The sequence below is a fragment of the Plesiomonas shigelloides genome (genome assembly GCF_900087055.1).
Taxonomy (GTDB): Bacteria; Pseudomonadota; Gammaproteobacteria; order Enterobacterales; family CAMTGL01; genus Plesiomonas; species Plesiomonas shigelloides.
Genome location: NZ_LT575468.1, coordinates 2,531,369 through 2,557,425 on the forward strand (window position 1 = coordinate 2,531,369; position 26,057 = coordinate 2,557,425).

24 protein-coding genes and 9 tRNA genes are annotated in these 26,057 nt (G+C 52.1%); 8 read left to right on the forward strand and 25 right to left on the reverse strand.

Annotated features, from left to right (window positions below; translation table 11 throughout):
• Positions 1 to 217: 217 nt before the first annotated feature.
• From NCTC9997_RS11265 to NCTC9997_RS11290, 6 genes are all read left to right on the forward strand, one after another.
• Positions 218 to 1,930, forward strand: a complete 1,713-nt coding sequence (locus NCTC9997_RS11265) for a sensor histidine kinase (RefSeq protein WP_064978086.1) — start codon at positions 218 to 220, stop codon at positions 1,928 to 1,930.
• The gene (gene btsR, locus NCTC9997_RS11270; RefSeq protein ID WP_010864331.1) at positions 1,918 to 2,634 is read left to right on the forward strand and encodes a two-component system response regulator BtsR; all 717 of its coding nucleotides are present in this window, start codon (positions 1,918 to 1,920) and stop codon (positions 2,632 to 2,634) included. The genes NCTC9997_RS11265 and btsR overlap by 13 nt, the downstream gene beginning before the upstream one ends.
• A gap of 347 nt (positions 2,635 to 2,981) precedes the next feature.
• On the forward strand, positions 2,982 to 4,412 hold the full coding sequence (locus tag NCTC9997_RS11275; protein ID WP_039045502.1) for a carbon starvation CstA family protein: 1,431 nt from the start codon (positions 2,982 to 2,984) through the stop codon (positions 4,410 to 4,412).
• Positions 4,413 to 4,980: 568 nt separating this feature from the next.
• Positions 4,981 to 6,327 carry an anaerobic C4-dicarboxylate transporter gene (locus tag NCTC9997_RS11280; protein WP_010864333.1) on the forward strand — a complete coding sequence of 449 codons (1,347 nt, stop codon included), beginning with the start codon at positions 4,981 to 4,983 and terminating at the stop codon, positions 6,325 to 6,327.
• 91 nt (positions 6,328 to 6,418) lie between these two features.
• Complete coding sequence (locus NCTC9997_RS11285; RefSeq protein WP_010864334.1) at positions 6,419 to 6,808, forward strand: DUF2799 domain-containing protein; 390 nt, start codon at positions 6,419 to 6,421, stop codon at positions 6,806 to 6,808.
• A 62-nt stretch (positions 6,809 to 6,870) separates the two neighbouring features.
• Positions 6,871 to 7,320, forward strand: a complete 450-nt coding sequence (locus NCTC9997_RS11290; RefSeq protein ID WP_039045500.1) for a GNAT family N-acetyltransferase — start codon at positions 6,871 to 6,873, stop codon at positions 7,318 to 7,320.
• Between the two features lie 147 nt (positions 7,321 to 7,467).
• On the opposite strand, the gene NCTC9997_RS11295 is transcribed toward NCTC9997_RS11290, so the two are convergent.
• The 6 genes from NCTC9997_RS11295 to ffh form a co-directional block, all read right to left on the reverse strand.
• Complete coding sequence (locus NCTC9997_RS11295; protein ID WP_064978087.1) at positions 7,468 to 7,842, reverse strand: hypothetical protein; 375 nt, start codon at positions 7,840 to 7,842, stop codon at positions 7,468 to 7,470.
• A 401-nt stretch (positions 7,843 to 8,243) separates the two neighbouring features.
• Positions 8,244 to 8,591, reverse strand: coding sequence for a 50S ribosomal protein L19 (gene rplS / locus NCTC9997_RS11300; RefSeq protein WP_010864337.1), 348 nt, complete (start codon positions 8,589 to 8,591; stop codon positions 8,244 to 8,246).
• A gap of 33 nt (positions 8,592 to 8,624) precedes the next feature.
• Positions 8,625 to 9,377: a tRNA (guanosine(37)-N1)-methyltransferase TrmD gene (trmD, locus tag NCTC9997_RS11305; protein ID WP_010864338.1), complete on the reverse strand. Its 753-nt coding sequence runs from the start codon at positions 9,375 to 9,377 to the stop codon at positions 8,625 to 8,627.
• A gap of 64 nt (positions 9,378 to 9,441) precedes the next feature.
• Positions 9,442 to 9,972: a ribosome maturation factor RimM gene (gene rimM / locus NCTC9997_RS11310; RefSeq protein WP_010864339.1), complete on the reverse strand. Its 531-nt coding sequence runs from the start codon at positions 9,970 to 9,972 to the stop codon at positions 9,442 to 9,444.
• 18 nt (positions 9,973 to 9,990) lie between these two features.
• Positions 9,991 to 10,239: a 30S ribosomal protein S16 gene (rpsP, locus tag NCTC9997_RS11315; protein ID WP_010864340.1), complete on the reverse strand. Its 249-nt coding sequence runs from the start codon at positions 10,237 to 10,239 to the stop codon at positions 9,991 to 9,993.
• Between the two features lie 162 nt (positions 10,240 to 10,401).
• Positions 10,402 to 11,763, reverse strand: a complete 1,362-nt coding sequence (ffh, locus tag NCTC9997_RS11320) for a signal recognition particle protein (RefSeq protein ID WP_064978088.1) — start codon at positions 11,761 to 11,763, stop codon at positions 10,402 to 10,404.
• A gap of 161 nt (positions 11,764 to 11,924) precedes the next feature.
• Between ffh and NCTC9997_RS11325 the strand changes: the two genes are divergently transcribed.
• A complete protein-coding gene (locus tag NCTC9997_RS11325) occupies positions 11,925 to 12,716 on the forward strand; it encodes a cytochrome C assembly family protein (RefSeq protein ID WP_010864342.1) in 792 nt (263 codons plus the stop codon).
• Positions 12,717 to 12,945: 229 nt separating this feature from the next.
• Entirely contained in the window at positions 12,946 to 14,193 is a 1,248-nt protein-coding gene (locus tag NCTC9997_RS11330) for a CNNM domain-containing protein (RefSeq protein ID WP_370599034.1), read from the forward strand.
• A gap of 117 nt (positions 14,194 to 14,310) precedes the next feature.
• On the opposite strand, the gene luxS is transcribed toward NCTC9997_RS11330, so the two are convergent.
• The 19 genes from luxS to pncC all read right to left on the reverse strand — a co-directional run bounded on the left by luxS (position 14,311) and on the right by pncC (position 26,018).
• Positions 14,311 to 14,814, reverse strand: a complete 504-nt coding sequence (gene luxS / locus NCTC9997_RS11335) for an S-ribosylhomocysteine lyase (protein WP_064978089.1) — start codon at positions 14,812 to 14,814, stop codon at positions 14,311 to 14,313.
• 236 nt (positions 14,815 to 15,050) lie between these two features.
• Positions 15,051 to 16,607, reverse strand: coding sequence for a glutamate--cysteine ligase (gene gshA, locus NCTC9997_RS11340; protein WP_064978090.1), 1,557 nt, complete (start codon positions 16,605 to 16,607; stop codon positions 15,051 to 15,053).
• Positions 16,608 to 16,699: 92 nt separating this feature from the next.
• Entirely contained in the window at positions 16,700 to 17,143 is a 444-nt protein-coding gene (locus NCTC9997_RS11345; protein WP_064978091.1) for a YqaA family protein, read from the reverse strand.
• Positions 17,143 to 17,715, reverse strand: coding sequence for a fructose-1-phosphate/6-phosphogluconate phosphatase (yqaB, locus tag NCTC9997_RS11350; RefSeq protein WP_064978092.1), 573 nt, complete (start codon positions 17,713 to 17,715; stop codon positions 17,143 to 17,145). Before yqaB ends, NCTC9997_RS11345 begins: the two co-directional genes overlap by 1 nt.
• Positions 17,691 to 18,704, reverse strand: a complete 1,014-nt coding sequence (locus NCTC9997_RS11355; RefSeq protein ID WP_064978093.1) for an NADP-dependent oxidoreductase — start codon at positions 18,702 to 18,704, stop codon at positions 17,691 to 17,693. Before NCTC9997_RS11355 ends, yqaB begins: the two co-directional genes overlap by 25 nt.
• A 380-nt stretch (positions 18,705 to 19,084) precedes the next feature.
• Positions 19,085 to 19,161 (reverse strand) — tRNA-Arg (locus NCTC9997_RS11360).
• A 75-nt stretch (positions 19,162 to 19,236) separates the two neighbouring features.
• Positions 19,237 to 19,313, reverse strand: a tRNA-Arg gene (locus tag NCTC9997_RS11365).
• 83 nt (positions 19,314 to 19,396) lie between these two features.
• Positions 19,397 to 19,473 (reverse strand) — tRNA-Arg (locus NCTC9997_RS11370).
• A 79-nt stretch (positions 19,474 to 19,552) separates the two neighbouring features.
• A tRNA-Arg gene (locus NCTC9997_RS11375) sits at positions 19,553 to 19,629 on the reverse strand.
• Positions 19,630 to 19,700: 71 nt separating this feature from the next.
• Positions 19,701 to 19,777: transfer RNA gene (locus NCTC9997_RS11380), tRNA-Arg, on the reverse strand.
• A 19-nt stretch (positions 19,778 to 19,796) separates the two neighbouring features.
• A tRNA-Ser gene (locus NCTC9997_RS11385) sits at positions 19,797 to 19,886 on the reverse strand.
• A gap of 43 nt (positions 19,887 to 19,929) precedes the next feature.
• Positions 19,930 to 20,006 (reverse strand) — tRNA-Arg (locus NCTC9997_RS11390).
• Positions 20,007 to 20,042: 36 nt separating this feature from the next.
• Positions 20,043 to 20,119: transfer RNA gene (locus tag NCTC9997_RS11395), tRNA-Arg, on the reverse strand.
• Positions 20,120 to 20,133: 14 nt separating this feature from the next.
• Positions 20,134 to 20,223: transfer RNA gene (locus NCTC9997_RS11400), tRNA-Ser, on the reverse strand.
• Between the two features lie 302 nt (positions 20,224 to 20,525).
• Entirely contained in the window at positions 20,526 to 20,711 is a 186-nt protein-coding gene (gene csrA / locus NCTC9997_RS11405; RefSeq protein ID WP_010864349.1) for a carbon storage regulator CsrA, read from the reverse strand.
• Positions 20,712 to 20,980: 269 nt separating this feature from the next.
• The gene (gene alaS / locus NCTC9997_RS11410; RefSeq protein WP_064978094.1) at positions 20,981 to 23,608 is read right to left on the reverse strand and encodes an alanine--tRNA ligase; all 2,628 of its coding nucleotides are present in this window, start codon (positions 23,606 to 23,608) and stop codon (positions 20,981 to 20,983) included.
• Positions 23,609 to 23,835: 227 nt separating this feature from the next.
• Positions 23,836 to 24,378: a regulatory protein RecX gene (locus NCTC9997_RS11415; protein ID WP_413463041.1), complete on the reverse strand. Its 543-nt coding sequence runs from the start codon at positions 24,376 to 24,378 to the stop codon at positions 23,836 to 23,838.
• An 8-nt stretch (positions 24,379 to 24,386) separates the two neighbouring features.
• Positions 24,387 to 25,451: a recombinase RecA gene (gene recA / locus NCTC9997_RS11420; RefSeq protein ID WP_039045158.1), complete on the reverse strand. Its 1,065-nt coding sequence runs from the start codon at positions 25,449 to 25,451 to the stop codon at positions 24,387 to 24,389.
• A 78-nt stretch (positions 25,452 to 25,529) separates the two neighbouring features.
• The gene (gene pncC, locus NCTC9997_RS11425; protein ID WP_039045159.1) at positions 25,530 to 26,018 is read right to left on the reverse strand and encodes a nicotinamide-nucleotide amidase; all 489 of its coding nucleotides are present in this window, start codon (positions 26,016 to 26,018) and stop codon (positions 25,530 to 25,532) included.
• Positions 26,019 to 26,057 lie beyond the last annotated feature (39 nt).

Sequence of the window (26,057 nt, forward strand, 5' to 3'; positions counted from 1 at the left end):
GGTTTACGGCCACTGCGCCCTGACCCTGCCGGTCAGTGGTTCTCAGTGACAACCTGTGGGTGTTTGCAACAGAGCAGCAGGAGGTTGTTCAATCCTGCGTCAGCTCACAATATCAACTGGCGTAAACTTTTCAAGCCATTTTCGTAAAGAAAACATTACCCACTGTAAAGTAAATAATCCGGTAGAATAGACGGCCGGATAATCGGCGGGATTGGGCATGGAAATTAATCATATCGAGTTGGTCTCATTGCTGTTGCAGCAGATGTGCGTTTATCTGGTGATCGCTTACCTATTAAGTCGCACCCCGCTGTTCACGCCACTGATGCAGGTTTCTGTCCGCCTGCCACACAAGATCATCTGTTATGTGATGTTTTCCGGCTTTTGTATTCTGGGCACCTATTTTGGTTTGCAAATTCAAGATGCGATTGCCAATACCCGCGCCATCGGCGCGGTGCTCGGCGGCTTGCTCGGCGGGCCGGTGGTGGGATTGGCCGTTGGTCTGACGGGCGGTTTACATCGCTACAGCTTGGGGGGGTTTACCGATCTGGCCTGTGCTATCTCCACCACCTTGGAAGGATTACTGGGCGGGCTGGCACATCGCTATCTGGTGCGCCGTGGCCACGGCGATTTGCTGTTTAACACCCTAGTGGTCTTCGCCATCACCTTGCTGGCCGAAATTGTGCAGATGGCGGTGATTTTGCTAGTGGCCAAACCTTACGCCGATGCCGAACGCTTAGTGCAACACATCGCTCTGCCGATGGTGATTGCCAACTCCACCGGAGCGGCCATGTTTATGCGCATCATCCTCGATCGCAAAGCCATGTTTGAAAAATACTCCATCGCCTTTTCTGCCAAGGCGCTACGCATTGCCGAGCGCACCGTGGGCGTGCTGCTACAGGGGCTTAACCAACACACCAGCCAACAAATTGCCCAGACTATTTACGAAGAAATTGATGTGGGCGCCGTGGCAATTACCGACCGTGAAGTCCTGCTCGGCTTTATCGGCATTGGCGATGATCATCATCGCCCCGGCACCCCGATCACCTCACCGCACACCATGCAGGCGATTGCCGACAATGTGGTGGTGTACGCTGACGGTAACGAGCATCCGTATCGCTGCTCGATTGCCGCCGACTGCCGCTTAGGCTCATCGCTGGTGATCCCGCTGCGCGGTGAAGATGAACAGGTGATCGGCACCATCAAACTGTATGAGCCGAAACGAAAGCTGTTCTCCTCCATCAACCGCACATTGGGAGAAGGGATCGCGCGTCTATTGTCGAATCAGTTACTGGCAGGCCGGTTGCAGCAGCAAAAACAGATGCTGGCACAAACCGAAATCAAATTGCTGCATGCGCAGGTGAACCCGCATTTTCTGTTTAATGCGTTGAACACCATTGCTGCCGTGATCCGGCGCAACCCGCAGCAAGCGCGGGACTTGGTACAATACCTGTCGACGTTTTTCCGTAAAAATCTCAAACGTGTCAGTGGCGATGTCAGCCTGCATGACGAAATTGAGCATGTTACGGCCTACCTGCAAATTGAGTTAGCGCGTTTTGCCGATCGCCTGCAGGTAGAAATGGATATTCCGAGCGCATTGCATCACTGCCGCGTTCCAGCCTTTATCCTGCAGCCGATTGTGGAAAATGCCATCAAGCACGGTACCGCACACTCATTGGAAACTGGCCACATACGGATCAGCGCACGCCAAACGGAGCGCGGTCTGTTTTTGGCGGTAGAGGATAATGCAGGGCTGTTTTGCGCCGATAAGCGCAGTGATGGCCTCGGCATGAGCTTGGTGGATAAGCGCATTAAAGCGCGCTATGGCGAGGCTTACGGCGTCAGTACCGACTGCGAGCCGGAGCGTCGCACCTGCGTCACTTTACATTTACCCCGCGCCGAAGAAACTGAGGAATGCGTATGCTCAGCGTAATGATTGTCGACGACGAGCCACTCGCGCGCGCCGAATTGCGCGAGCTGCTGGCAGAACAAGCTCAACTGCACATCGTGGCCGAATGTGCCAATGCGGTCGAAGCGATGAGCGCCATCAACCAACATCAGCCCGATATTGTGTTTCTAGATATCCAGATGCCGCGGATCAGCGGGCTGGAAATGGTCAGCATGCTGGATAAAAACCGCATGCCGCACATCGTGTTTGTCACCGCCTTCGATGACTACGCCTTGCAGGCCTTTGAAGAGCAAGCCTTCGATTACTTGCTCAAGCCCATTGATCCGGCGCGGCTACAAAAAACCTTGCAGCGCCTGTATCAGGCCAGCGCGCCGCAGCCGCTCGTCTTACCTGAACCGACACCGCCTCTGCGCCAAATTCCCTGTCAGGGTCACCAGCGCATCTTCTTTTTACATTTGGAAGAGGTGGAGTTCGCGCATACCGATCTGAGCGGAGTGCAAGTGGTGGCCCACCAACAAAGCGGCTATACCCCACTCTCACTCAAGGTATTGGAAGAAAAAACCCCACTGCTGCGCTGTCATCGCCAATATCTGGTCAATCCTGAGCAAATCTGCGAGCTGCAATTTACGGATGCGGCGCAGGTCGATATTGTGACCCGTAGCGGACATAAAGTGCCGGTCAGTCGCCGTTATTTACGCGCAGTAAAAGATTATCTGAATATTCCGTAACTGTTTCTCTGTGATAAAACTCACATTCGCGGCATGTTATTTTAATGCCGCCACGTTTTTTCTGATATTACGTTCAGTCTCAACATCAAATACAGTCAATATAAAAATGTGAACCATCTCATAATTATATTTATTCGCTCACCTTGATGTTTAAAACACTATTTCACAATCGTCCACCGCTTCCCCCCCCAAAAAAACCACTTAACGAATATAATTACCGCTTAAGCGCCAATATAACCTCTCAGCGTAAAAGCTGACCTATTCAACTTGATATTGCGTAGAGTATAGCTACCTCTTTGTACATTCCCCTTCAGTACATTCACCATAACAAAAAGAGTGAGTCAGGTATGATCTGGTTTCTGTTGTGCGTCGGCATTTTGATTGCCGGTTATTTTATTTACGGTGCCATAATCGAGAAGATCTTTAATCCCCGTCCAGAGCGTCAAACGCCTGCACTGGCGATGCAAGATGGTGTCGATTATGTCCCTATGTCCAATGCCAAAGTGTGGTTGGTTCAGCTGCTAAATATTGCCGGCGTCGGCCCTATCTTTGGCCCAATTCTGGGCGCGCTGTATGGTCCAGTCGCCATGTTGTGGATTGTGTTTGGCTGCATCTTCGCCGGTGCGGTGCATGATTACTTCTCTGGGATGCTGAGCGTGCGCGCCAACGGTGCATCAGTACCAACGGTGGTGGGTAATCATCTGGGTACTGTTGCCAAGCACTTCATGAATGCGTTTTCCATCATCCTGCTGCTACTGGTCGGCGTGGTGTTTGTACTGAGCCCTGCCAGCCTGCTTGGGGATTTGACCAGCTGGAGCGTGCCAATGTGGATTGCCATCATTTTTGGCTACTACATTCTGGCCACGGTCGTGCCGGTAGATAAGATCATTGGCCGCCTGTACCCTATTTTCGGCGCCCTGCTGCTGTTTATGTCGGCCGGTCTGCTGATTGGTTTGATGGTCAGCGACAAGCCGTTCTACAGCGCAGGAATGGACGTGTTCACCAACATGCATCCAACCGAGCTGCCATTGTGGCCACTGCTGTTCATCACTATCGCCTGTGGCGCTGTATCCGGCTTCCACGCTACCCAATCACCACTGATGGCGCGCTGCATGCAAAATGAAAAGCATGGCCGCTTTATTTTCTACGGTGCGATGATCGGTGAAGGTGTGATTGCCCTGATCTGGTGTACGCTGGGTCTGAGCTTCTACGAAAGCAGCGACGCCTTAAATGCCACGCTGGCCAGCGGAGGCCCGGCCAAAGTGGTACACGAAGTGTCTACCTCGCTGCTGGGAATGGTCGGTGGAGCACTGGCCGTGCTGGGTGTGGTGATCCTGCCGATTACCTCTGGTGATACCGCATTCCGCTCTGCACGTCTGATCATTGCTGACTTCTTGAAAATGCCACAAAAAGCCATCAGTAAGCGGATGCTGATTGCTCTGCCAATGTTCGTGCTGGGTTACATGATCACCAAAACCGATTTCGATGTGATTTGGCGTTACTTCGGTTGGGCAAACCAGACTACTGCAATGATGATGCTGTGGACCGCCGCCGCTTACTTGCTGCGTCACGGTAAATTCCACTGGGTCGCCACGGTTCCGGCCATGTTCATGACCGCCGTATGCTTTACCTATCTGGCCAATGCCAAGATCGGATTTAACCTGCCGATGGATATCTCGACCGTGATTGGTCTGGGCGCGACCGTGGCAGTAACGGTGCTGTTCTTCTTGAAGATCCGTCGCTGCGACAAAGCGATTGTGGCCGAGCAAAACAGCTAATCCGCTCTATCAGTAACATTACAGATAAAAAAATCGCCCCCACAACAGCCGCCCTTGCGGCTGTTGTCATTTTAACGAAGGGATTCGATAGAAATAGCGAGAAAACATAACACACTGACTATTATTTGCGCATGACAACAATTATTTCACTCTTATTATCTACGCTTTATTAGCAAGACAATAACAGCCATATTACGACAAGTATTCACGATAACGTTTAGACTCTCTTTTATTACCGGCTCTTGCTATGAGTTTCTTACTATTAGCTAATAGCCCGATTTATTCCGCCCTATCGTTAATGATTCTCAGCACACCTTATTTATCGTCATTTCACTCACCATCGGTAAAGCATGTCTATTTCCCTGACAAAAGGCGCAATAGGTGTCACGAATGGGAATTTTATTTACTCAGATCAATAAAACGGCAGATTATTTAATGCACATTCTGGTTCGGTGATCATTTCCTCAGATTTGTCCGATGAAATAGACGATGATATCCCCGTGCAGATATTTTCTTTTTGTGTACCTATTAATTCACTCTAGTTAATTACTCAACAGGGATTGGTTTTATGATTGCTTTGCAGTTTATAGTCGTACTGCTGTGCTTATTAGTTGGTACCCGCTTTGGCGGTATGGGACTGGGCTTAATCAGTGGTATTGGCCTGTTTATTTTATCCTTCGTCTTCGGCCTGATGCCGGGCGAGCCGCCAGTGAGCGTTATGCTGACCATTTTGGCGGTTATTGGCTGTGCTTCCGTACTGCAAACCGCCGGCGGCCTGAACGTATTGATGCAATACGCCGAGCGTCTGCTGCGCCGTCATCCACAATACATCACCATTTTGGCTCCGCTCACCACTTGGACTCTGACTTTCCTGTGCGGTACCGGCCACGTGGTGTACACCATGTTCCCCATCATCTCTGACATCGCGCTGAAAAAGAATATCCGTCCAGAGCGTCCAATGGCGGTAGCATCTGTCGCCTCACAGATGGCGATTTGTGCCTCTCCTGTATCGGTAGCCGTGGTTTCTCTGCTCTCGATTCTGGCCGCCAAGCAAGGCATTGGTGAGCCTATCGGCATGCTGACCCTGCTGGCTATCTCCGTACCAGCCTCTTTGTGTGGTGTGATGGTCGCCGCACTGTGGAGCCTGCGCCGCGGTAAGGATCTGGATAAAGACCCAGAATTCCAAGCTAAACTGCAAGATCCCAAGCAGCGTGAATTTATCTATGGCAGCACTGAAACCCTGCTGAACCAAACATTCCCGAAAGAAGCTTACTGGGCGACCGGTATTTTCTTCGCCGCCATTGCCGTGGTGGTGTTACTGGGTGCGTTTGATGGCCTGCGTCCTGAGTTTGTGCTGGAAAACGGCAAAACCAAGATGCTGTCAATGAACCTGGCGATCCAGATGATGATGCTGATTGCCGGTGCCATCATGCTGATGGTGTGTAAAGTCAAACCGGGTGAGATTGCCAACGGCGCAGTCTTCAAAGCCGGTATGGTCGCGATTTTCTCGGTGTTCGGGGTTGCTTGGATGAGTGACACCTTCTTCCAAGCGCACATGGTGCAATTGAAAGACGTGTTGGCTGATGTCGTGGTTGCCCACCCGTGGACCTACGCACTGGTGCTGTTCCTCGTCTCCAAACTGGTAAACAGCCAAGCCGCTGCGCTGACCGCCATCGCCCCTATGGGTCTGGCGCTGGGTGTGGATCCGAAAATGATCGTGGCCTTCTTCCCGGCCTGTTACGGTTACTTCGTGCTGCCAACCTACCCAAGTGATCTGGCTTGCATCGGCTTTGACCGCTCCGGTACAACCCGCATCGGGAAATTCATTATCAATCACAGCTTTATTATTCCGGGACTGATTGGCGTAATTACCGCCTGTACAGTAGGCTTCTTACTAGTAGAGACCTTTTTATAACCGAGTGTGGTTTAGCGTTACATAATGTTAAAAGCCGGTCTCCTGACCGGTTTTTTTTGCTATGTTGCCACAGCATATTGAGGAGCAAAGTATGCGACATCTGGTATGGCTTGGCTTACTGATTCTTACGCTGACGGGTTGTACCAACCGCTATATGGCCGAACAATGCCGAGCGGGCAATGCCGAGCTCATCGGACAACGCGATGCCCTATCCGGTCGGGCCGCACGTACCGCGCAAGATCTTGAAACGCTGTGCCAAAGACACACCGCTCCAATCAGTTTCACTGAGTACCAAAAAGGGTTTAATCAAGCACTCACCGGCATCTGCCGCAATGATGAACTGTTCCGCTGGGGCGCGCGTGGTCTTGCCTATCCGCAAGGATGTAACTCCTTGCCTGGCGCACAAGAGTATCAGCAAGCATGGCAGCGCGGCTGGGACTGGTGGGTTTCACAGATTGATTGGCAACCGTTTTGGGGCTAGCCCACTTCACTATAAGCTTCACAACGGGCTTTACCACACGCTTTACCACGGAGCACAGCAATATGAAAATTTATCAGGCAGCCGTACAAGATGCCGCGAAAGTAGCGCCATTATATGTACAATATCGTGAATTCTATCAAGTCGACCCAATGCCTGAACAAGCTCTGGCATTCATGCAAGCCCGTCTGCAATTTAATCAATCCGTGATCTTTTACGCCGTCAATGATGCTGGCGAAGCGGTCGGCTTTGCCCAACTGTATCCTGCATTTTGCTCACTGCAGATGAAGCCGGTATGGTGGCTGTACGACCTGTTCGTGACCCCATCCGCACGTCGTCAAGGTGTTGGCGAAGCCTTACTGGCACGCTGCAAAGCGCTGGGTGAAGAAACTGACGCCGGTTATATCATGCTGCAAACCGCACATGACAACACCCGCGCCCAAAGCCTGTATGAAAAAGAAGGCTATATCCGCGATAACGAGTTCTACAGCTATAACCTGTGGCTGCAACACTGATTATCAGCATCCACACCTTGCCTAGCGCTTCAGCACACAGGCTAAGACGCTAGGCAAAACACCGCATGCAACAAAAAAGGCTTTGGACCACAGAGCGCACATACCTCGCCTTGGTCACAAAGCCTTTTTTATCACCTAACGTGATGTTTAATACACTTGCTGCCGCTCACAGCCTTTCGGAATTTGGGCGCTGAAAGATTCCACCTTAGACAGGCGGTATACACCGTCATAATCCTCAGCAAACTCGCCCTGCGGCACATCCTCCGTCACTTGCAACACCACATAAATGGGCTGGTAAGGCTGATGCTTTTTCTTCATCACCTCCGCCGCCAACTGACGCAATGGCTGCAAACTGGCCTCATCCCCGTTTAACCAAAACACGCTCGGGTCATTGCATGGCTGGAAAGTTTCCACCCCTTCCCCCCACACATACATTCCCTGTACGGTGATCGGCTCTTCTGCCGCGTAGCTGCATGATGCGGACAACGCCAACGTCACCGCAGCCAGAATTCGTTTAATCATCTCCTGCACACCTCAATACTCACCCTGCGGGCTTGTCTATATTGATTGAGACAACAGAAATTGAAAAGGTTCAGCGCAAAAAATTTACGGGCCAAGCCAATAAAGTGCCAGAAGACAGAAGACAGAAGACAGAAGACAGAAGACAGAAGACAGAAGACAGAAGACAGAAGACAGAAGACAGAAGACAGAAGACAGAAGACAGAAGACAGAAACAGTAAGCCCCGCTCACTCCCAGCGCAAGCCACTTCCCCCCCTATCGGTGCAGTATCACAACTAAGTGTAATAGCGGGTAATAGCGAAAAAAACCGCTTAACCCCAAATCACAGGGATAAAAAAAGCGGTCAGCTTTCGCCAACCGCTATAAATAGTATGCACTATTTTGAGAACGTATCGCGCAGCGATTAGTTCAGACGCTCTTTAATACGAGCAGACTTACCAGAACGCTCACGCAGGTAGTACAGTTTCGCTTTACGCACAGCACCACGACGCTTAACAGCAACGCTGTCGATCAGTGGAGAGTGAGTCTGGAACACACGCTCAACACCTTCGCCGTTGGAGATTTTACGTACGGTGAATGCAGAGTGCAGACCGCGGTTACGCTTAGCGATTACCACGCCCTCGAATGCCTGCAGACGCTTTTTGTCACCTTCAACAACCCAAACCTGTACCACAACGGTGTCACCAGGACGGAACGCCGGTACGTTTTGTTTCAGTTGTTCTTGTTCCAGTTGCTTAATGATATTGCTCATAATTCTCTCTTAACCCTAGAATTAACTGAATCTTTAGTTCTGCTCACTGCCCTGATGTTCCTCTTGGAACTCAGTCAGGAGCACCGCTTGCTCGTCAGTCAGAGCTAGGCTTTCTAGAAGCTCAGGTCTTCTCAGCCAAGTACGGCCCAGCGACTGTTTTAATCGCCAGCGACGAATTTCTGCATGATTCCCCGATAATAAAACCGGCGGCACTTGCATCCCATCTAATACCTCGGGCCGGGTATAGTGCGGACAGTCCAGTAACCCGTTCGCAAAGGAATCTTCCTCTGCGGACGCTTGATGGCCCAGAACACCCGGAACAAACCGCGCGACTGCATCCAACAGCGTCATGGCAGGTAACTCACCGCCACTGAGAACGTAATCGCCGATTGACCATTCTTCGTCAACTTCGGTTTGGATCACGCGCTCATCTATGCCTTCGTAGCGACCACAAACCAGAATCAACTTCTCGTTCGTTGCCAGCTCACTCACACCAGACTGATCCAGTGTGCGTCCCTGAGGCGACAGATAGATTACCTTCGCCCCATCACCTGCAGCCGCTTTCGCTGCATGAATCGCATCCCGTAAGGGTTGCACCATCATCAACATGCCCGGCCCGCCCCCGAAAGGTCTGTCATCGACAGTGCGATGCCGGTCGTGCGTAAAATCGCGAGGATTCCAGCACTCAATGCTGAGCAGGCCATTTTTTACCGCTCGGCCGGTTACCCCGAAATCGGTCACTGTACGGAACATCTCAGGGAACAAGCTTACTATTCCTATCCACATAGGTTTCGGCCTATCCACATAGATTTAGTGCCAATTCTCGTCAGACAGATTGCTCTGCCCCGGGTCAGAAACCAGGATCCCAATCTACTTCGATAGTTCGAGTAGCGAGATCGACTTTTTTGATAACCTGCCCATCGAGGAACGGAATTAACCGCTCCTTGATTCCAAAAGCATCTTTCAGGTTTGCCTTCACCACCAGAACATCGTTAGAGCCGGTTTCCATCATGTCAGTGACTTTACCAAACTCATAACCACTGGTGTTTACCACCTTGCAACCCATCAGGTCACGCCAGTAATAATCACCTTCTTCCAGCTTAGGTAGCTGTGAAGCATCCACGGCAATTTCTGCATTAGTCATTGCGTGGGCTGTTTCACGATCATCAACGCCTTTCAGCTTGATGATCAGGTCATTGTTGTGGTGACGCCAGCTTTCCAGCTCCACCTCACGCCATTGACCCCCTGTTTTCAAGAACCAAGGTTGGTACTCGAAAATACTTTCCGAATCCTCGGTGGAGGAGTACACCCTGAGCCAACCACGGATACCGTATGTAGAACCCAGTTTCCCAAGCACCACAGGCTCAAGCAGCTTACTCATTGAAACCACCCAGACGGATTACGCAGCTTTCTGCGCGTCTTTCAGCAGCTTAGCAACACGGTCGCTTACAGTAGCGCCCAGGCCAAGCCAATGGTTGATGCGATCCAGGTCCAGACGAACCTTCTCAGCCGCACCAGCAGCGATTGGGTTGAAGAAACCCACGCTCTCGATGAAACGGCCATCACGCGCACTACGGCTGTCGGTTACGACTACTTGATAAAACGGACGCTTTTTAGCGCCGCCACGTGCCAAACGAATAGTTACCATAACGTCCTCTTATATTAACAAAAACACCCAGAGACCGTATTGAGGGTCGGACTCCGGGGTCTGCGAAAAAGCTGTCGAATTTTACTCGTTTCAGGGTAAAAAGCAACCTGCCTTAACGGATTTACACACGCGGCACCTGTCAAGGCACCGCTACGGTAAGGATTAACGGCCAAACATGCCCGGTGGCATCATACCTTTCATGCCACGCATCATTTTCGCCATGCCGCCTTTGCGCATTTTTTTCATCATGCGCTGCATTTCAGTAAATTGCTTGAGCAGACGGTTCACATCCTGCACCTGAACACCGGCCCCCATGGCGATACGGCGCTTACGGCCACCTTTAATCAGCTCAGGGTTACGGCGCTCGGCACGGGTCATGGAGTTGATCATCGCTTCCATTTTCACGGTGACCTTGTCATCCATCTGCGCTTTGATGTTATCCGGCAACTGACCGGCACCCGGCAGTTTTTCCAGCATGCTCATCATGCCGCCCATATTGCGCATCTGTTGCAGCTGATCGCGGAAGTCTTCCAGGTCGAAGTTGTCGCCCTTCTTGAACTTCTCGGCCATTTTCTCGGCCTGTTCACGGTCAACGTTACGCTCCAGATCTTCAATCAGCGACAGTACATCGCCCATGCCCAGAATTCGTGACGCAACGCGATCCGGGAAGAACGGCTCCAGCGCATCGGTTTTCTCGCCCACACCGAGGAATTTAATCGGCTTGCCGGTAATATGACGGATAGACAGCGCCGCACCACCACGGGCATCACCATCGACCTTGGTCAAAATCACACCGGTCAATGGCAACGCTTCGTTAAATGCCTTCGCGGTATTGGCCGCATCCTGACCGGTCATGGCATCGACCACGAACAGGGTTTCGATTGGGTTGATGGCCGCGTGCAGCTGCTGGATCTCGTCCATCATCTCGCCATCAACGTGCAAACGACCGGCAGTATCCACCAGCAGCACATCGTAGAATTTCAGTTTGGCGTGCTGCAGCGCTTTGTTAACGATCGCTAACGGCTTCTCTTGCGGCTCCGATGGGAAGAAATCGATCTCAACGCTTTCCGCCAAGGTTTCCAGCTGTTTGATCGCCGCCGGGCGATACACGTCCGCGGACACCACCAGCACTTTTTTCTTCTTACGCTCACGCAGGAATTTACCCAGCTTGGCCACACTGGTGGTTTTACCGGCCCCCTGCAGACCCGCCATCAGCACCACAGCTGGCGGTTGCGCCGCCAGATTCAGGTCACTGTTGGCTTCGCCCATCGCCAATTCGAGTTCGTTACGTACAATTTTCACGAACTCCTGACCCGGCGTCAGGCTCTTGTTGACCTCTTGGCCAACGGCACGCTCTTTAACGCGATTGATAAAATCACGTACCACGGGCAAAGCGACATCCGCTTCCAGTAACGCCATGCGTACTTCACGCAGGGTGTCTTTAATATTTTCATCAGTCAGTCGGCCACGGCCGCTGATATTGCGCAGAGTGCGCGACAGTCGATCAGAAAGATTCTCAAACATCGTAGTCAGTGTCCGCTTGCACAGGGTCTGTGTGGCTTAATAATTGAAGGGATTATACCTGATTATTCTGCTTATGTGGCAGTCACAAGGTTGGAGCATTGCCGAAGGGACGGTATACTAGCTTTTCTTCTATCAGGTTATGCAACCACTGACACCGACTTATGCCAATTTTCGCGACACTCGCCTTACTGGGTTATGCCGCCTGTCTGGGGCTGATTATTCCGAGTTTGCTGCGTAAAAACGGACCGAATCCACGGGCCGTGTTTGCCTGTGCCGGTTTCGCACTGCTGTTTCATGGGATCACCCTGCAAGAGCTCATTTTTGGTGCGGTCAGCGGACAAAACCTCAGCCTGATGAATGTGGCGTCGCTGGTTGGCTTGATCATCACCTTATTGATGACCTTGTCGCTCCTGCGTTATCGGGTCTGGTTTTTGATGCCGGTGGTGTATAGTTTTGCCGCCATCAATCTGGCCGCAGCCAGTTTCCTGCCCGGCGCCTTTATTACGCATCTTGAGCATAACGCCGGTATTTTGCTGCACATCACCTTGGCTCTGTTTGCCTATGCCACCTTGATGATTGCCACCTTGTATGCCCTGCAACTGGCGTGGTTGGATTACCGCCTCAAGCAAAAACGGTTACCGCTTAGCCCGATTTTCCCGCCATTGATGACCATCGAGCGCCAGCTGTTTCAGATCACCTTAATTGGTGAGATCCTGCTGACCTTAACACTGATCAGTGGCTGGTTTTTCCTGCAAGACATGTTCGCGCAAGGCAAATCGCACAAAGCCATTTTGTCGATGTTGGCATGGGTGGTCTATGGCGTGCTGCTGTGGGGACACTTTCGCCAAGGCTGGCGCGGACGCCGTATGGTCTACTTCAGTCTGATCGGCGCGTTCTTACTGACTCTGGCCTATTTTGGCAGCCGCTTTATGCAGGAAGTGATCCTGCGCTGATTATCGGACACAACCCGCTTGATTCTACGCTATGTAGCTCATATTTATTGAAACCGTGTTTACGCAGACCGCGTCGCTATTGCTACACTGTCTAGCCTGAATGCCCCTTTAGCATTTCTAAGACGCTGTCTTTGTTGGATATTGTCTTTACTGAAATACTGTTACTGACGAAAGGAACCATTACTTGGACGACATACATACCGGCACACTGTTTATTGTGCTGATTTTAATGTTGTTAATTTCTGCCTATTTTTCCGGCTCCGAAACCAGCATGATGTCGCTGAACCGCTACCGGTTGCGGCATATGTCCAAAGAAGGACACCGCGGCGCGAAGCGTGCCGAACACTTGCTGCAGCGCCCTGATCGCCTGCTCAGCCTTATCCTGATTGGCAACAACTTGGTTAACATCCTCGCTTCGGCCATTGCCACGATTATTGGTATGCGCCTGTATGGCGATGCCGGGGTGGCGATTGCCACCGGTGTGCTGACTCTGGTGGTGTTGATCGTATCCGAAGTGATGCCTAAAACCATCGCTGCGCTGTATCCGGAAAAAATTGCTTTCCCAAGCACCCTGCTGCTGAATGTGCTGATGAAGCTGATGCTGCCGGTGGTGCTGTTTACCAACCTGATCACCTCCGGTTTGATGCGCCTGTTTGGCTTGCGCTCCGATGTGAAAAACTCGCAAGCGGTCAGCAAAGAAGAGCTGCGCACGATTGTGCATGAAGGCTCGCGCATTACCCGCCGCAACCAAGATATGCTGCTGTCTATCTTCGATCTGGAGCAAATCACAGTGGAAGATATCATGGTGCCGCGCAGTGAAGTGGTCGGTATCGATATCAACGAAGATTGGAAGAGTATTGTCCGTCAGCTCAACCACTCGCAACATGCCCGTTTGGTGCTGTACCGCGACAATTTGGATGATGCCATCGGTATGCTGCGCGTGCGTGAAGCCTACCGCTTGATGATGGAAAAGAACGAGTTCAACAAAGAGACGCTGCTGCGCGCCACCGATGAGATTTATTTCGTTCCGGAAGGCACGCCGCTGAACGTGCAGCTTCTCAAGTTCCAGCGCAATAAACAGCGTTTTGGTCTGGTGGTCGATGAATACGGCGATATTCAAGGCTTGATCACGCTGGAAGATATTCTTGAAGAGATTGTGGGTGAATTTACCACCTCAATGTCGCCAACTCTGGCCGAAGAAGTAACTCCGCAAAGTGACGGCACCATTTATGTGGAAGGTACCGCCAATATTCGCGATCTGAACAAGGCCTTTAACTGGCAACTGCCGACCAATGGCCCACGAACCGTCAACGGTTTGCTGCTCGAATACTTGGAAGATATTCCTGATGTCGGCACCAGCGTGCACATGTATGGTCATCAGATCGATATTCTGGAAGTCAGCGACAACATGGTCAAACTGGTACGGGTACATCCGAAAAATAACGGTGACGATGCCACGCCAGAAAATGATGGCTGAGTCTGGCTAACCGCGCACGCAAAAAAAACCGCCGCAGCGATTCGCTAGTGGCGGTTTTTTTATGCTGAGCTCCGATTATGCCAACCGTTGCCCCCAATCTCTTACCCAATGATTGCGTTAGCCCAACAGCGATGGATCCAGTGCCAGCTCGTCATTGCGATTCACGCCCACACCGCGGCTAAGTACATTACGCGCAATCTGCTGCGCTTCGCTCAGCGAGTGCATGGCACAGGTACCACACTGAAAGCGGTTCAGCTCTGGGATATCATCCTGCGAGGCCACTTGCTCCACATCTTGCATCGCGGCAAGCCAAGCATCTGCCACCCGCTGTGCATCCGGCGCACCAATCAGGCTCATATAAAAGCCGGTACGGCAGCCCATCGGCGAAATATCGATAATTTCAACTCCGTTGCCGTTTAAGTGATCGCGCATAAATCCAGCGAACAGGTGCTCCAGCGTGTGGATCCCTTTTTCGCTCAAGATCTCCTGATTCGGAACGCAAAAGCGCAGATCAAACACGGTAATGGTATCGCCATGCGGTGTTTGCATGGTCTTGGCAACGCGCACGGCCGGTGCAGCCATACGGGTATGATCGACGGTAAAACTATCAAGTAATGGCATGCGGCTGTTTTCCTTACTGATTTTATCTTCTGTGAAAAAAACAAAAAAATTTTGTCAAACAGGGGAAACCTTTTATCCGGCATCCGGTCTTAATTACTGTAAGACGCGCTATTTTGTTGTCATCACATCCCTGAAATTACACACGCAGAGATGTATTTCGGCCACCCCACCTTGGAGTGGCCTTTTTTATGGGCGCCGCGGTTAAAATCCTGCGACTGAACCCGCGATCGGAGCGCTCAAAAGTGTTGCTGCTGCAAATACGCATCAAAACTCAGCGTATCAGCGGCTTCAATCTCAGCTTGTTTACGCTGCGAATGTTCACGCTCTTGCACAAACTCCGCTTCGCTCACCATTTCGGTTGGCTCGGACGCTAATTGACGATGATAACGACTCGCCAGCCCCAGACCTAAGCCGCTCATGCCTTGCTGCAACATGTCATCCAACACCCGCGCCGACAAGGTCAATGATGGATCGGCAAACGCCGGCTCGAGCTTATCGCACAGCGCCTGATAAGTATTGCCCTGCTCCGCATCCAGTACGCTGGCCACTTTACGCAAGTCGGCAAACAGTTTCTGGCCCACTTCCGACAGCGGCTCACGGCTAGTCTCACACCCGATCCCGATGGTCTGCCCCGGCTTACGCCCTTCGAGGATCACGCGGTTCCAGTTTTTACGACAACACAGCAACTCACCTTCGCTCATCTCTGGCGCATCGGCCAGCGCACACCAGATCAAGAACAGATCCAAGAAGCGCACCTGCTCGGCATCAATCCCAATTGGTGAGTAAGGGTTGTTATCCAGCGCGCGCACTTCAATGTATTGAATGCCACCACGCAGCAGCGCATCCGACGGCGACTCACCCGGTAAGGTGACACGCTTAGGCCGAATCGGCGCATAGAACTCATTTTCAATCTGCAGCACATTGCTGTTGAGCTGACGATACTGACCATCTACCTTCACGCCCAGCTCAGCATACTGCTTGGAAGGCTGATGAATGGCCTTTTTCAGCGCATCCACATAAGTGTGCAGATGATTGAAGGTAATGCCTAATTTACTCTGCTCTTTATTGGTGTAACCCAAATCACTCATGCGCAGCGAAGTTGCATACGGCAGGTACATCAACCCTTTGCCGTTAGATTCAAACGGCAGCACATCTTCACGGCCAGCGATAAACGAACGGCACAGCGCAGGTGACGCACCAAACAGATACGGGATCACCCAGCCAAAACGATAGTAATTACGGATCAGGCGGAAATAACCATCCGAGACACTTTCCTGATAGGTGGCCGGATCTTGACCAGCAAACCGCAATTGCCAGAACGTATCCGGCAACGAAAAGTTATAGTGCACCCCGGAGATCACCTGCATCAAGGCGCCATAACGGTTTTTCAGCCCTTCGCGATACAGCGTTTTAAACTTACCGATGTTAGAGCTGCCGTACTGCGCCAAAACGATATCGTCTTCATTGCCAATAAAGCACGGCATGCTCAACGGCCAAAACAGCTCGTTCTCCACCTGACGGGCAGTATAACGGTGAATATCACGTAAAAATGTCAGCAGACGGTCTACATCACGCTCCACTGGGGTGATGAATTCCAGCAGACTTTCGGCAAAATCCGTGGTGATCCAGCTATGGGTCAGCGCAGAGCCTAACGCCGAGGCGTGTGGCGTGGCCGCCAAATGGCCATCTGGCGTAATACGCAGGGTTTCGCGCTCAATACCGCGTCCCAAACCTTTAACACTGTGCGGATTAGCCGCCAGCCATGATAATGCAGCTGATACGTCAGGAATCAAAATAGACCTTCCTTTACCTGAACTCGTAATCTGTTAAGGATACTGGTTAAATAGGTAAATTTCTACGTTATAACAATCGGTTACTCTTTATCCTATCCGAATAAAATACCGCTCGCCCCGTTGAAAATAAGTATGATTACCAGATAACGCAGTGTTTTTCCTAACAAAATAAACAGTGTGGATGACGCCCACGGCAAACGAAACCAACCGGCAAGCAAACATAAAATATCGCCGATCAACGGCAACCAACTAAACCACAATGACCACACGCCATAACGCTCAATCCAGCGCGTGGCGGTATCTAATCCACGTTGCGGTTTTAAGATCGCCAGACCTCGCCCCATCCACACGCTGCACAGGCTACCCAGCGTATTACCCACGACGGCGGCGGCTAACAATTGCCACTGTGGCCACTGTGCTTGGTGCAGCAACCAGACCAACACCACTTCCGAATTACCCGGTAAGATAGTGGCGCTGAGGAAACTGCTGGCCAGCAGCCCCCACAGGCCATAGCTTTCCCATGCCGCACTAAGCATCAGTACAGGGTTCGCACGTCAACCACATCCATACCGGCGCGGCGCGCCGCTTGCAGACCGAACTCTGCATCTTCAAAAACCACGCAATGCTGTGGCGCGATGCCTAATTTCTCGGCGCACAGTAAAAAGGTATCTGGCGCCGGTTTATGCGCCTGCACATCATTAGCTCCCACCAGAGCCGCAAAATAATCGCGCAGCCCCATATGACGCAACAACGCTTCGGCGACCGCCGTTTCACTGCCGGTTCCCACCGCCATCGGACGACGCCCATGATACGCTTTCACCACATCCTCAATCAGGGGTAACGGACGACACAAATCAAACAGCAGCAACTCCACCGCATCGGCTTTTTGCTTAGCGATCAGCCGCGGATCCAGATCAGCGCCGTGACGGGTTAAGATCGAGCTGGCGATCTGCCACGTTGGCGCGCCGCTTTGCGAGGCCATAAAGTCCGGCTCATACGGCAAACCGTAACGGCCCAACACCTCCTCCCATGCCTGGCGGTGTGCCGGCAAAGATTCAATGATGGTACCGTCCATATCAAAAATCAGGCCTTGGTAGCGGTCGTACATGGTTCCTCCAATGAAAAAATCAATTTGCCACAGGTGCGACCTCGTTCAAGCTCGCGGTGTGCCTCGGCACCGTCCTGCAGCGGATATTCCTTGCTAAGCATGATGTGCAGTTCGCCTTGCGCAATGAGCGCCAGCAATGCCTGTAAATCGTGCACATTAGGCTGCGCCAATAAGCCAACCGCCGTTGAAATGCCTCGCTCTGCGGCCGCTTGGCAGACTCGCTCAGCGCTGATGGTCGGTAGTGTCAGAACGCGACCGGAGGGTTTCACCCATGTCAAAGCGCGGATGCCGGCATCGCCGCCCACCAAATCGAACAGGACATCCACCTGCCGTGGCAAAATATCGGCAGCAGTAGGCAACGGTTGCTGATAATCAATGATCTCGTGCGCCCCTAACTGCTGGGCTAACGCACTTTTTTGTGCCGAACACAGCGCAACGACTTGCGCTCCGGCGCGGCGTAACAGCTGCACCAACACATGACCTACCCCACCGACAGGCGCCGATACCAGCACCCGCTCTCCGGGTTGTACCGCCATTTTGCGTACCATCTGCCAAGCAGTGATCCCGGCCACCGGTAAGGCTCCGGCTTGCGCCAAACTGACGTTATCTGGAACCCGTGCCAGCAATGTATCCGGTACCGCCAAATAACGGCTATACCCGCCGCCACCTTGCACATAACCGGCCACCCGATCGCCGCACTGCCATGCACTATCGCTGCTCGCGTGCACAACGGTTCCCGCCACATCAAAACCGGGTACCCAAGGCAAATCATCTTTGTGCGCCTGTGCCGCCCAGCCTAAACCTGCGCGAGTTTTGGCATCAATCGGGTTAATTCCCGCCGCAGCCACTTGCACCACCACCTGCTGCGCACCGGCCTGCGGCATCGGCAAGGTTTGCACCTGCAAGACCTCTGGCGCGCCAAAGGCGGTGATCGCCAGCCCAATATTCTCGCCACACGTAAATTCTGCAGCCTGTTGTGATGATGCCATCTGTCACTCCTTCGCTGAATATCTGCTGATCCGTTGCCCAATTGCGGCCATTGCATGGGAGTTGGTCTGCCTGAGCCGCGCCTTACCACCAGAGCCAATAGGCTTTCACGCCATACAACGCAGGCAGTAGGGTAAAAACGCAGTTACTCTAGCCTAATCCCTGGTTAGATGCAGCTTTCATGCAACAAAACTGCCACTGCGGTTTAGCCTAAAATCGGTTAATCGCGAACGTAACAAGACAAAAAAAATAAGCGTAGGTAGGGAAATAAGATGAATTCAGAGGGAAAGAGTAAGCGAACGAAGCCAACAACGCAGCAACTTCAAGTCAGAAGGGTATAAACGCAAAAAGCCCCGTCAATGACGGGGCTTTCTACTTTAGATGGTGCATCCGAGAGGATTCGAACCTCTGACCGCTCGGTTCGTAGCCGAGTACTCTATCCAGCTGAGCTACGGATGCAAATCTGGTTGGCTGTAACAGCCGTGATACCGATTTATGTCGGCTTAATGCCGTTCATCACTATCACTTTTTGTATGGTGCATCCGAGAGGATTCGAACCTCTGACCGCCCGGTTCGTAGCCGGGTACTCTATCCAGCTGAGCTACGGATGCAAGAGTAACACTTGTGTATCTTATTTATCCAAACTGGCACTAGCAAAAACTAGCGCTTTTAGTATAGCTGCTGCAGGTTGGAATGGTGCATCCGAGAGGATTCGAACCTCTGACCGCTCGGTTCGTAGCCGAGTACTCTATCCAGCTGAGCTACGGATGCCCTGCATGTGCTTTACGTTTTACTTTCGTACTGTTCAGTTGCTTATTCACAACTGCTTGCGTCATACCTTGATGAAATATGGTGCATCCGAGAGGATTCGAACCTCTGACCGCCCGGTTCGTAGCCGGGTACTCTATCCAGCTGAGCTACGGATGCATAGAGTATTTCATCAACAACATGAAGCAAGGTGCGTGGATTGCTCCACACTGCCATCACAAAACAAAAGATGGTGCATCCGAGAGGATTCGAACCTCTGACCGCTCGGTTCGTAGCCGAGTACTCTATCCAGCTGAGCTACGGATGCATCGTGCTTTCGTAAATGATGGCGGTGAGAGAGGGATTCGAACCCTCGATAGAGTTTCCCCTATACACCCTTAGCAGGGGTGCGCCTTCAGCCTCTCGGCCATCTCACCGAAACTTATAACCCGCCAACCTTGGCGAATCATTGATATTAAATGGTGCATCCGAGAGGATTCGAACCTCTGACCGCTCGGTTCGTAGCCGAGTACTCTATCCAGCTGAGCTACGGATGCACAACTTATTTCCCTGTGACCGCATACATTTTGAAATGGTGCATCCGAGAGGATTCGAACCTCTGACCGCCCGGTTCGTAGCCGGGTACTCTATCCAGCTGAGCTACGGATGCATTGCAAATCAAAATGGCGGTGAGAGAGGGATTCGAACCCTCGATAGAGTTTCCCCTATACACCCTTAGCAGGGGTGCGCCTTCAGCCTCTCGGCCATCTCACCGGCGTTGCGTGGCGCACATATTACTTTCCCAGCCTTATAAGTCAAACGTTTTTTCCGAAGTATCCTGTAAAATCATATCGTTTGCACACTTAACAGGCAATCTGCTGATTTTTCAGGTCATCTGCCGTTTTTATCAACACAGCAGACCGTTGACTCGCTTTATTGTGCGTGCGTCATCACAACGGCATTAATAATGCCAGCAAGTCAGGGTTGGGTTTTGTGAGCTTTATCGGAAAATCGGCGTCCCACAGAAAAAGTGCGAGACGCGCTGGGAAGGTTCAGTACTAACCGGAAGGAAAAGGTTAGTAGTTAGGCTGTTGAGATTTTTCAGCCTGGATGCGTTGGTAAATTTCTTCACGGTGAACAGAGACTTCTTTCGGCGCGTTCACACCGATACGGACTTGGTTTCCTTTTACACCCAGTACAGTAACGGTAACCTCGTCACCAATCATCAGGGTTTCACCAACTCGGCGAGTCAGAATTAGCATTCGTTGCTCCTTGAACTAATAGCTTATTGTCAGAATTGTACTGACATTATCCAACATAAGTCACAAAAACGTAAGCCGATTAGCTAAAGTTCTTGCCTACTCAATTAATAAAACAGTGTTCCCTACTGCCCAACCCTGCCTCATAAAGTGCAATTAGTTGCAATTTTTATTGTGGCATCAGTACAGACAGAAGCAAGCGACACACTGCACAAAAAACAAAACGTACTAACCTCAAAGTGAGGTCAGTACGTTTTTTTTCAGCTTAACGGTTACAGACGTTCAGCAACCCATGCCTGAACACTGTCTAATGCCGCAGGCAATGCTGCAGCATCAGAGCCACCGGCCTGTGCCATATCTGGACGACCGCCGCCCTTACCGCCAACTTGTGCCGCCAGCATGCTGACCAGCTCACCAGCCTTCACCTGACCCACCAAGTCTTTGGTTACACCAGCAATCAGGCTGACTTTGTCATCCTGTGCCAGACCCAGTACCACGATACCGGAACCCAACTGGTTTTTCAGGTCATCGACCATCGTACGTAATGCTTTTGCATCGCCGTTCTTGAGCAGGCTGACCAACAGCTTCTTACCCTTAACCTCGATAGCATTATGCACCAGATCCGCGCTTTCCTGAGCGGCCAGCTTGTCTTTCAATTGTTGCAATTCTTTTTCCAGCTGCTTGCTGCGATCCAGCAAGCCACGGACTTTCTCCGCTACGCTGAATGCGTCGGATTTCACCAGACCGGCCGCTTCATCTAGCTGGTCTTGCTGACGCTCGGTAAAGGCAATCGCCCGCTCACCGGTCACCGCTTCAATACGGCGCACACCTGCAGCTACACCACCTTCAGAGGTAATGCGGAACAAGCCGATATCACCGGTACGCGCAGCGTGGGTACCACCACACAGCTCAACCGAGAAATCGCCCATGGTCAGTACGCGCACTTTCTCGTCATACTTCTCACCAAACAGCGCCATCGCGCCTTTGGCTTTGGCTTCGTCCAGATCCAGAACATCGGTCTGTACGCTGTGGTTGCGACGAATTTCCGCATTCACCAAACGCTCAACTTCACGCAGCTCTTCCGCCTTCATGGCTTCCAGATGCGAGAAGTCAAAACGCAGGGCATCCGCGCTCACTTGTGAACCTTTTTGTGCCACGTGCTCGCCCAGCACTTTACGCAGGGCTGCGTGCAACAGGTGAGTCGCTGAGTGGTTCAGACGAATGCTCTGACGACGCGCAGCATCCACTTCTGCTTGCAGCGTATCACCGACCGTTACACTCCCTGACATCAGCTTACCGACGTGACCAAAAGCCTGACCGTATTTCTGGGTATCCGTCACCATGAACTCAACGCCATCGGCCAACAGCAGACCGCTGTCACCCACCTGACCACCGGACTCAGCGTAGAATGGAGTTTCGTTCAGGACGATGATCGCCTCTTCACCGGCATGCAGTTGCTCAACGCTCTGACCTTCACGGAACAGTGCCACAACCTGACCTTGATGGGCGGTAGTGGTATAGCCGTGGAATTCGGTCTGACCGTCAACACGGATCATGCTGTTGTAATCGGCACCAAAGTTGTTAGCCGCCTGCGCACGCTCACGCTGGGCTTTCATTTCTTTTTCAAAACCGGCTTCATCAACGGTGATGTTGCGCTCACGGCATACGTCAGCGGTCAAATCCAGAGGGAAGCCGTAGGTGTCGTACAGTTTGAACGCGGTTTCGCCATCCAGTACGTCGCCTTGCAGGTCAGCCAGCGCACCATCCAGCAATGCCAGACCACGCTCCAGCGTACGCGCAAACTGCTCTTCTTCCAGACGCAGCACTTTTTCTACCAGTGCTTGCTGCTGTTGCAGTTCATCGGCAGCGCTGCCCATCACGGCAATCAGCGTACCCACCAGCTTGTAGAAGAACGTGTCTTTGGCACCCAGCATGTGACCATGACGTACTGCACGACGAATGATACGACGCAGCACATAGCCACGGCCTTCATTCGATGGCATAACGCCGTCAGATACCAAGAACGCACAAGAACGGATATGGTCAGCAATTACGCGCAGTGATTTGCTTTCCAGATCGATCGCGCCGGTCACTTCGGCCGCTTTCGCGATCAATGCTTTGAAGACGTCGATTTCGTAGTTGGAGTTCACATGCTGCATAACCGCAGTGATACGCTCCAGACCCATACCGGTATCTACCGATGGCTTTGGCAGTGGCAGCAGTGTGCCGTCAGCTTGACGGTTGAACTGCATGAACACGTTGTTCCAAATCTCGATATAACGGTCGCCATCTTCTTCTGGGCTTCCTGGAGGACCGCCCCAGATGTGATCGCCGTGGTCATAGAAAATCTCGGTGCATGGACCGCATGGGCCGGTATCACCCATCTGCCAGAAGTTATCGGACGCGTACGGTGCACCTTTGTTGTCACCGATACGAACGATGCGCTCTTCTGGAATGCCAATTTCTTTGGCCCAGATGTCATACGCTTCATCATCAGAGGCGTACACCGTTACCCACAGCTTCTCTTTCGGCAGTGCCAGCCACTGTGGCGACGTCAGGAACTCCCACGCATAGCGAATCGCATCGTGCTTGAAGTAATCGCCGAAGCTGAAGTTACCCAGCATTTCGAAGAAGGTGTGGTGACGCGCGGTATAACCTACGTTTTCCAGGTCATTGTGCTTACCGCCGGCACGCACACAACGCTGAGAGGTGGTCGCGCGGGTATAAGGGCGCTTGTCCAGACCAAGGAATACGTCCTTGAACTGGTTCATACCGGCATTGGTAAACAGTAACGTCGGGTCATTGCCCGGTACGAGTGAGCTGCTGGACACCACTTGATGCCCTTTGCTCTGGAAAAAGTCGAGATACGCCTGGCGGATCTCGGCAGTGCTCTTGCTCATGCAGCTAAGTCCTGAGTCAGATCAAATTGCTGAGGAATCGTCCCTGTTGTACAGCGGGGGCGATCAAAGTGTGGATAAGATAAATTTTCTCACAAGTGATGTAAATTCAGATAGCACTTTCGGCGGCAGAAAATGCTGATTCCACCCGCTTTAGTGCAGTGAAATGCAAAGATGAGGAGAAAATGAGGACAAGCGTTGGTAAGCGAGAGGGATGTTGTCGCTGACGCTTACCACAGAGATTGAATATCTTCTTGGTAAAAACCACGGTACAGCATAAAGCGGATCACTTTGCTGCGTGGTAATCGCTCGGTCGGCAGCGGCGAACCAAAACGTCGCTCGGCTACCCGTGCCGCCAGCGCGCTCCAATCGATATCCGAATCAAACAGAGCTTGGGTGATGGCCTCACTGGGCACGCCGCGTTGGCGTAGCTCTTGTTCGATGCGCCGTGGCCCATAGCCTTTTTGGCTACGGCTGCGCAAAAACATACCCGCATAACGCTGGTCATCCAACCATTTTTGCTGCACACAGTGCGCGATCACCAACTCTAGCTCCGTGGCAAAGGCCTCAGGAGTAGCCGGCCATTCACTGCGACTAAATTGCAGCGCCGGTTTAGCCGCCGAGCGCTTGGTGCCACGCCGCGCGTGGGTAAACGCGCCCTCGTCATCGGCGGGGGTTGCGGCAGAAACAAATTGCGCCGCTAATTTGCGGCGCAATTCCTGCTCACTGTGTTCACGCTGCGCCAACAGACGCAGCGCGTGATTCAGTAGCATGGCATTCATCAGAATGCTTCGTCCTCATCTGGACCAAACTCGTCATCGCCATCATTGTTCGCTTGCGCTTCCGCAGAAGTCGCTGCCGCACTTAACAGCATTTCACGCAGTTTTTTATCCAGCTCAGCCGCAATTTCTGGATGCTCTTGCAAGTACTTCATCGAGTTGGCCTTGCCCTGACCCACTTTCTCGCCCTGATAGCTGTACCACGCACCGGATTTTTCCACCAGCTTGTGCTTCACGCCCAGATCGATCAGCTCGCCCTCTTTCGAGATCCCGCCGCCATAAATAATCTGGAAATCGGCCTGACGGAACGGTGGCGATACTTTGTTTTTCACCACTTTCACGCGTGTTTCGTTACCGACCACTTCATCGCCTTCTTTGATAGCGCCAACACGGCGAATATCCAGACGAACAGAGGCGTAGAACTTCAGTGCGTTACCGCCGGTGGTGGTCTCTGGGTTACCGAACATCACACCAATCTTCATACGGATCTGGTTGATGAAGACCACTAAGCAGTTGGCGCTCTTGATGTTACCGGTCAACTTACGCAGCGCCTGTGACATCAAACGAGCTTGCAGACCAACGTGAGAGTCGCCCATCTCGCCTTCGATTTCGGCTTTTGGTGTCAGTGCGGCCACGGAGTCAACGATGATCACATCGACCGCGCCAGAGCGAACCAGTGCATCACAGATTTCCAGTGCTTGTTCACCGGTATCTGGCTGAGAGATCAGCAGATCATCAACCTGCACCCCCAGTTTGGCGGCGTAAACCGGATCCAGCGCATGCTCAGCATCGATAAAAGCACAGGTTTTACCGCACTTTTGCGCTTGAGCGATAACAGACAGAGTAAGGGTGGTTTTACCGGACGATTCCGGACCAAAGATTTCAACAATACGGCCGGTCGGCAGACCGCCAATACCCAGCGCAATATCCAGACCCAAAGAGCCGGTAGAAATTGCTTCGATATCTAACGTCTTGGTATCACCAAGACGCATGATAGAGCCTTTACCGAATTGCTTTTCAATCTGTCCTAACGCTGCGGCCAAGGCTTTCTGTTTGTTCTCGTCCATTACTCTTATCCCCACGAAATCAGTCACGCGTTGTATGCCGAACAGTATACTGTATAGTCATACAGTATCAAGCCCTGTTTAAAAGAGAAACTCATTTAACAGGGTTTGCAATGCAAAATGCACCGCCTGCTCACGAACGGCGTGCCGATCGCCAGAGAAAAGTTGATGGCAAGCTAAGGTGCGCCCGCTACGGCTGGCAAAGGCAAACCACACGGTCCCGACCGGCTTACTCTCGCTGCCGCCACCCGGGCCTGCAATCCCGCTCACCGCAATTGCCACGTCAGCCTCTGACGCCAGCAGCGCGCCATGTACCATCTCGCACACCGTCGGTTCACTGACCGCGCCATAGGTATCCAGCGTCTGCCAAGAGACCCCTAGCATCTGATGCTTAGCCTGATTGGTATAAGTGACAAAGCCGCGCTCTACATACTGCGAGCTTCCCGCAATATCCGTCAGCGCGGCCATGATCCCGCCTCCGGTGCAGGATTCAGCGGCAGCAATTTTCCAGCCCAATTGGGTTAAACGGGCACCCACCGCTTCGCTCAGTGATAACAAACTCTGATACATACTTTTCCCCAGATCTTTTCACCCTGTATTGCCAGTGTA

Excerpts from the sequence above, each read along its gene's own strand:
- NCTC9997_RS11415 (WP_413463041.1), bottom strand. The coding sequence starts at position 24,378 with ATGCTACTGAATCACGCGCTGCGTCTGTTGGCGCAGCGTGAACACAGT.
- NCTC9997_RS11275 (WP_039045502.1), top strand. The coding sequence starts at position 2,982 with ATGATCTGGTTTCTGTTGTGCGTCGGCATTTTGATTGCCGGTTATTTT.
- pncC (WP_039045159.1), bottom strand. The coding sequence starts at position 26,018 with ATGTATCAGAGTTTGTTATCACTGAGCGAAGCGGTGGGTGCCCGTTTA.
- alaS (WP_064978094.1), bottom strand. The coding sequence starts at position 23,608 with ATGAGCAAGAGCACTGCCGAGATCCGCCAGGCGTATCTCGACTTTTTC.
- rpsP (WP_010864340.1), bottom strand. The coding sequence starts at position 10,239 with ATGGTAACTATTCGTTTGGCACGTGGCGGCGCTAAAAAGCGTCCGTTT.
- btsR (WP_010864331.1), top strand. The coding sequence starts at position 1,918 with ATGCTCAGCGTAATGATTGTCGACGACGAGCCACTCGCGCGCGCCGAA.
- csrA (WP_010864349.1), bottom strand. The coding sequence starts at position 20,711 with ATGCTAATTCTGACTCGCCGAGTTGGTGAAACCCTGATGATTGGTGAC.
- NCTC9997_RS11285 (WP_010864334.1), top strand. The coding sequence starts at position 6,419 with ATGCGACATCTGGTATGGCTTGGCTTACTGATTCTTACGCTGACGGGT.
- luxS (WP_064978089.1), bottom strand. The coding sequence starts at position 14,814 with ATGCCATTACTTGATAGTTTTACCGTCGATCATACCCGTATGGCTGCA.
- NCTC9997_RS11330 (WP_370599034.1), top strand. The coding sequence starts at position 12,946 with ATGTTGTTAATTTCTGCCTATTTTTCCGGCTCCGAAACCAGCATGATG.
- NCTC9997_RS11290 (WP_039045500.1), top strand. The coding sequence starts at position 6,871 with ATGAAAATTTATCAGGCAGCCGTACAAGATGCCGCGAAAGTAGCGCCA.
- trmD (WP_010864338.1), bottom strand. The coding sequence starts at position 9,377 with ATGTGGATAGGAATAGTAAGCTTGTTCCCTGAGATGTTCCGTACAGTG.
- recA (WP_039045158.1), bottom strand. The coding sequence starts at position 25,451 with ATGGACGAGAACAAACAGAAAGCCTTGGCCGCAGCGTTAGGACAGATT.
- yqaB (WP_064978092.1), bottom strand. The coding sequence starts at position 17,715 with ATGTACGACCGCTACCAAGGCCTGATTTTTGATATGGACGGTACCATC.
- NCTC9997_RS11325 (WP_010864342.1), top strand. The coding sequence starts at position 11,925 with ATGCCAATTTTCGCGACACTCGCCTTACTGGGTTATGCCGCCTGTCTG.
- rplS (WP_010864337.1), bottom strand. The coding sequence starts at position 8,591 with ATGAGCAATATCATTAAGCAACTGGAACAAGAACAACTGAAACAAAAC.
- ffh (WP_064978088.1), bottom strand. The coding sequence starts at position 11,763 with ATGTTTGAGAATCTTTCTGATCGACTGTCGCGCACTCTGCGCAATATC.
- NCTC9997_RS11345 (WP_064978091.1), bottom strand. The coding sequence starts at position 17,143 with ATGCTTAGTGCGGCATGGGAAAGCTATGGCCTGTGGGGGCTGCTGGCC.
- NCTC9997_RS11280 (WP_010864333.1), top strand. The coding sequence starts at position 4,981 with ATGATTGCTTTGCAGTTTATAGTCGTACTGCTGTGCTTATTAGTTGGT.
- NCTC9997_RS11295 (WP_064978087.1), bottom strand. The coding sequence starts at position 7,842 with ATGATTAAACGAATTCTGGCTGCGGTGACGTTGGCGTTGTCCGCATCA.
- NCTC9997_RS11355 (WP_064978093.1), bottom strand. The coding sequence starts at position 18,704 with ATGGCATCATCACAACAGGCTGCAGAATTTACGTGTGGCGAGAATATT.
- NCTC9997_RS11265 (WP_064978086.1), top strand. The coding sequence starts at position 218 with ATGGAAATTAATCATATCGAGTTGGTCTCATTGCTGTTGCAGCAGATG.
- rimM (WP_010864339.1), bottom strand. The coding sequence starts at position 9,972 with ATGAGTAAGCTGCTTGAGCCTGTGGTGCTTGGGAAACTGGGTTCTACA.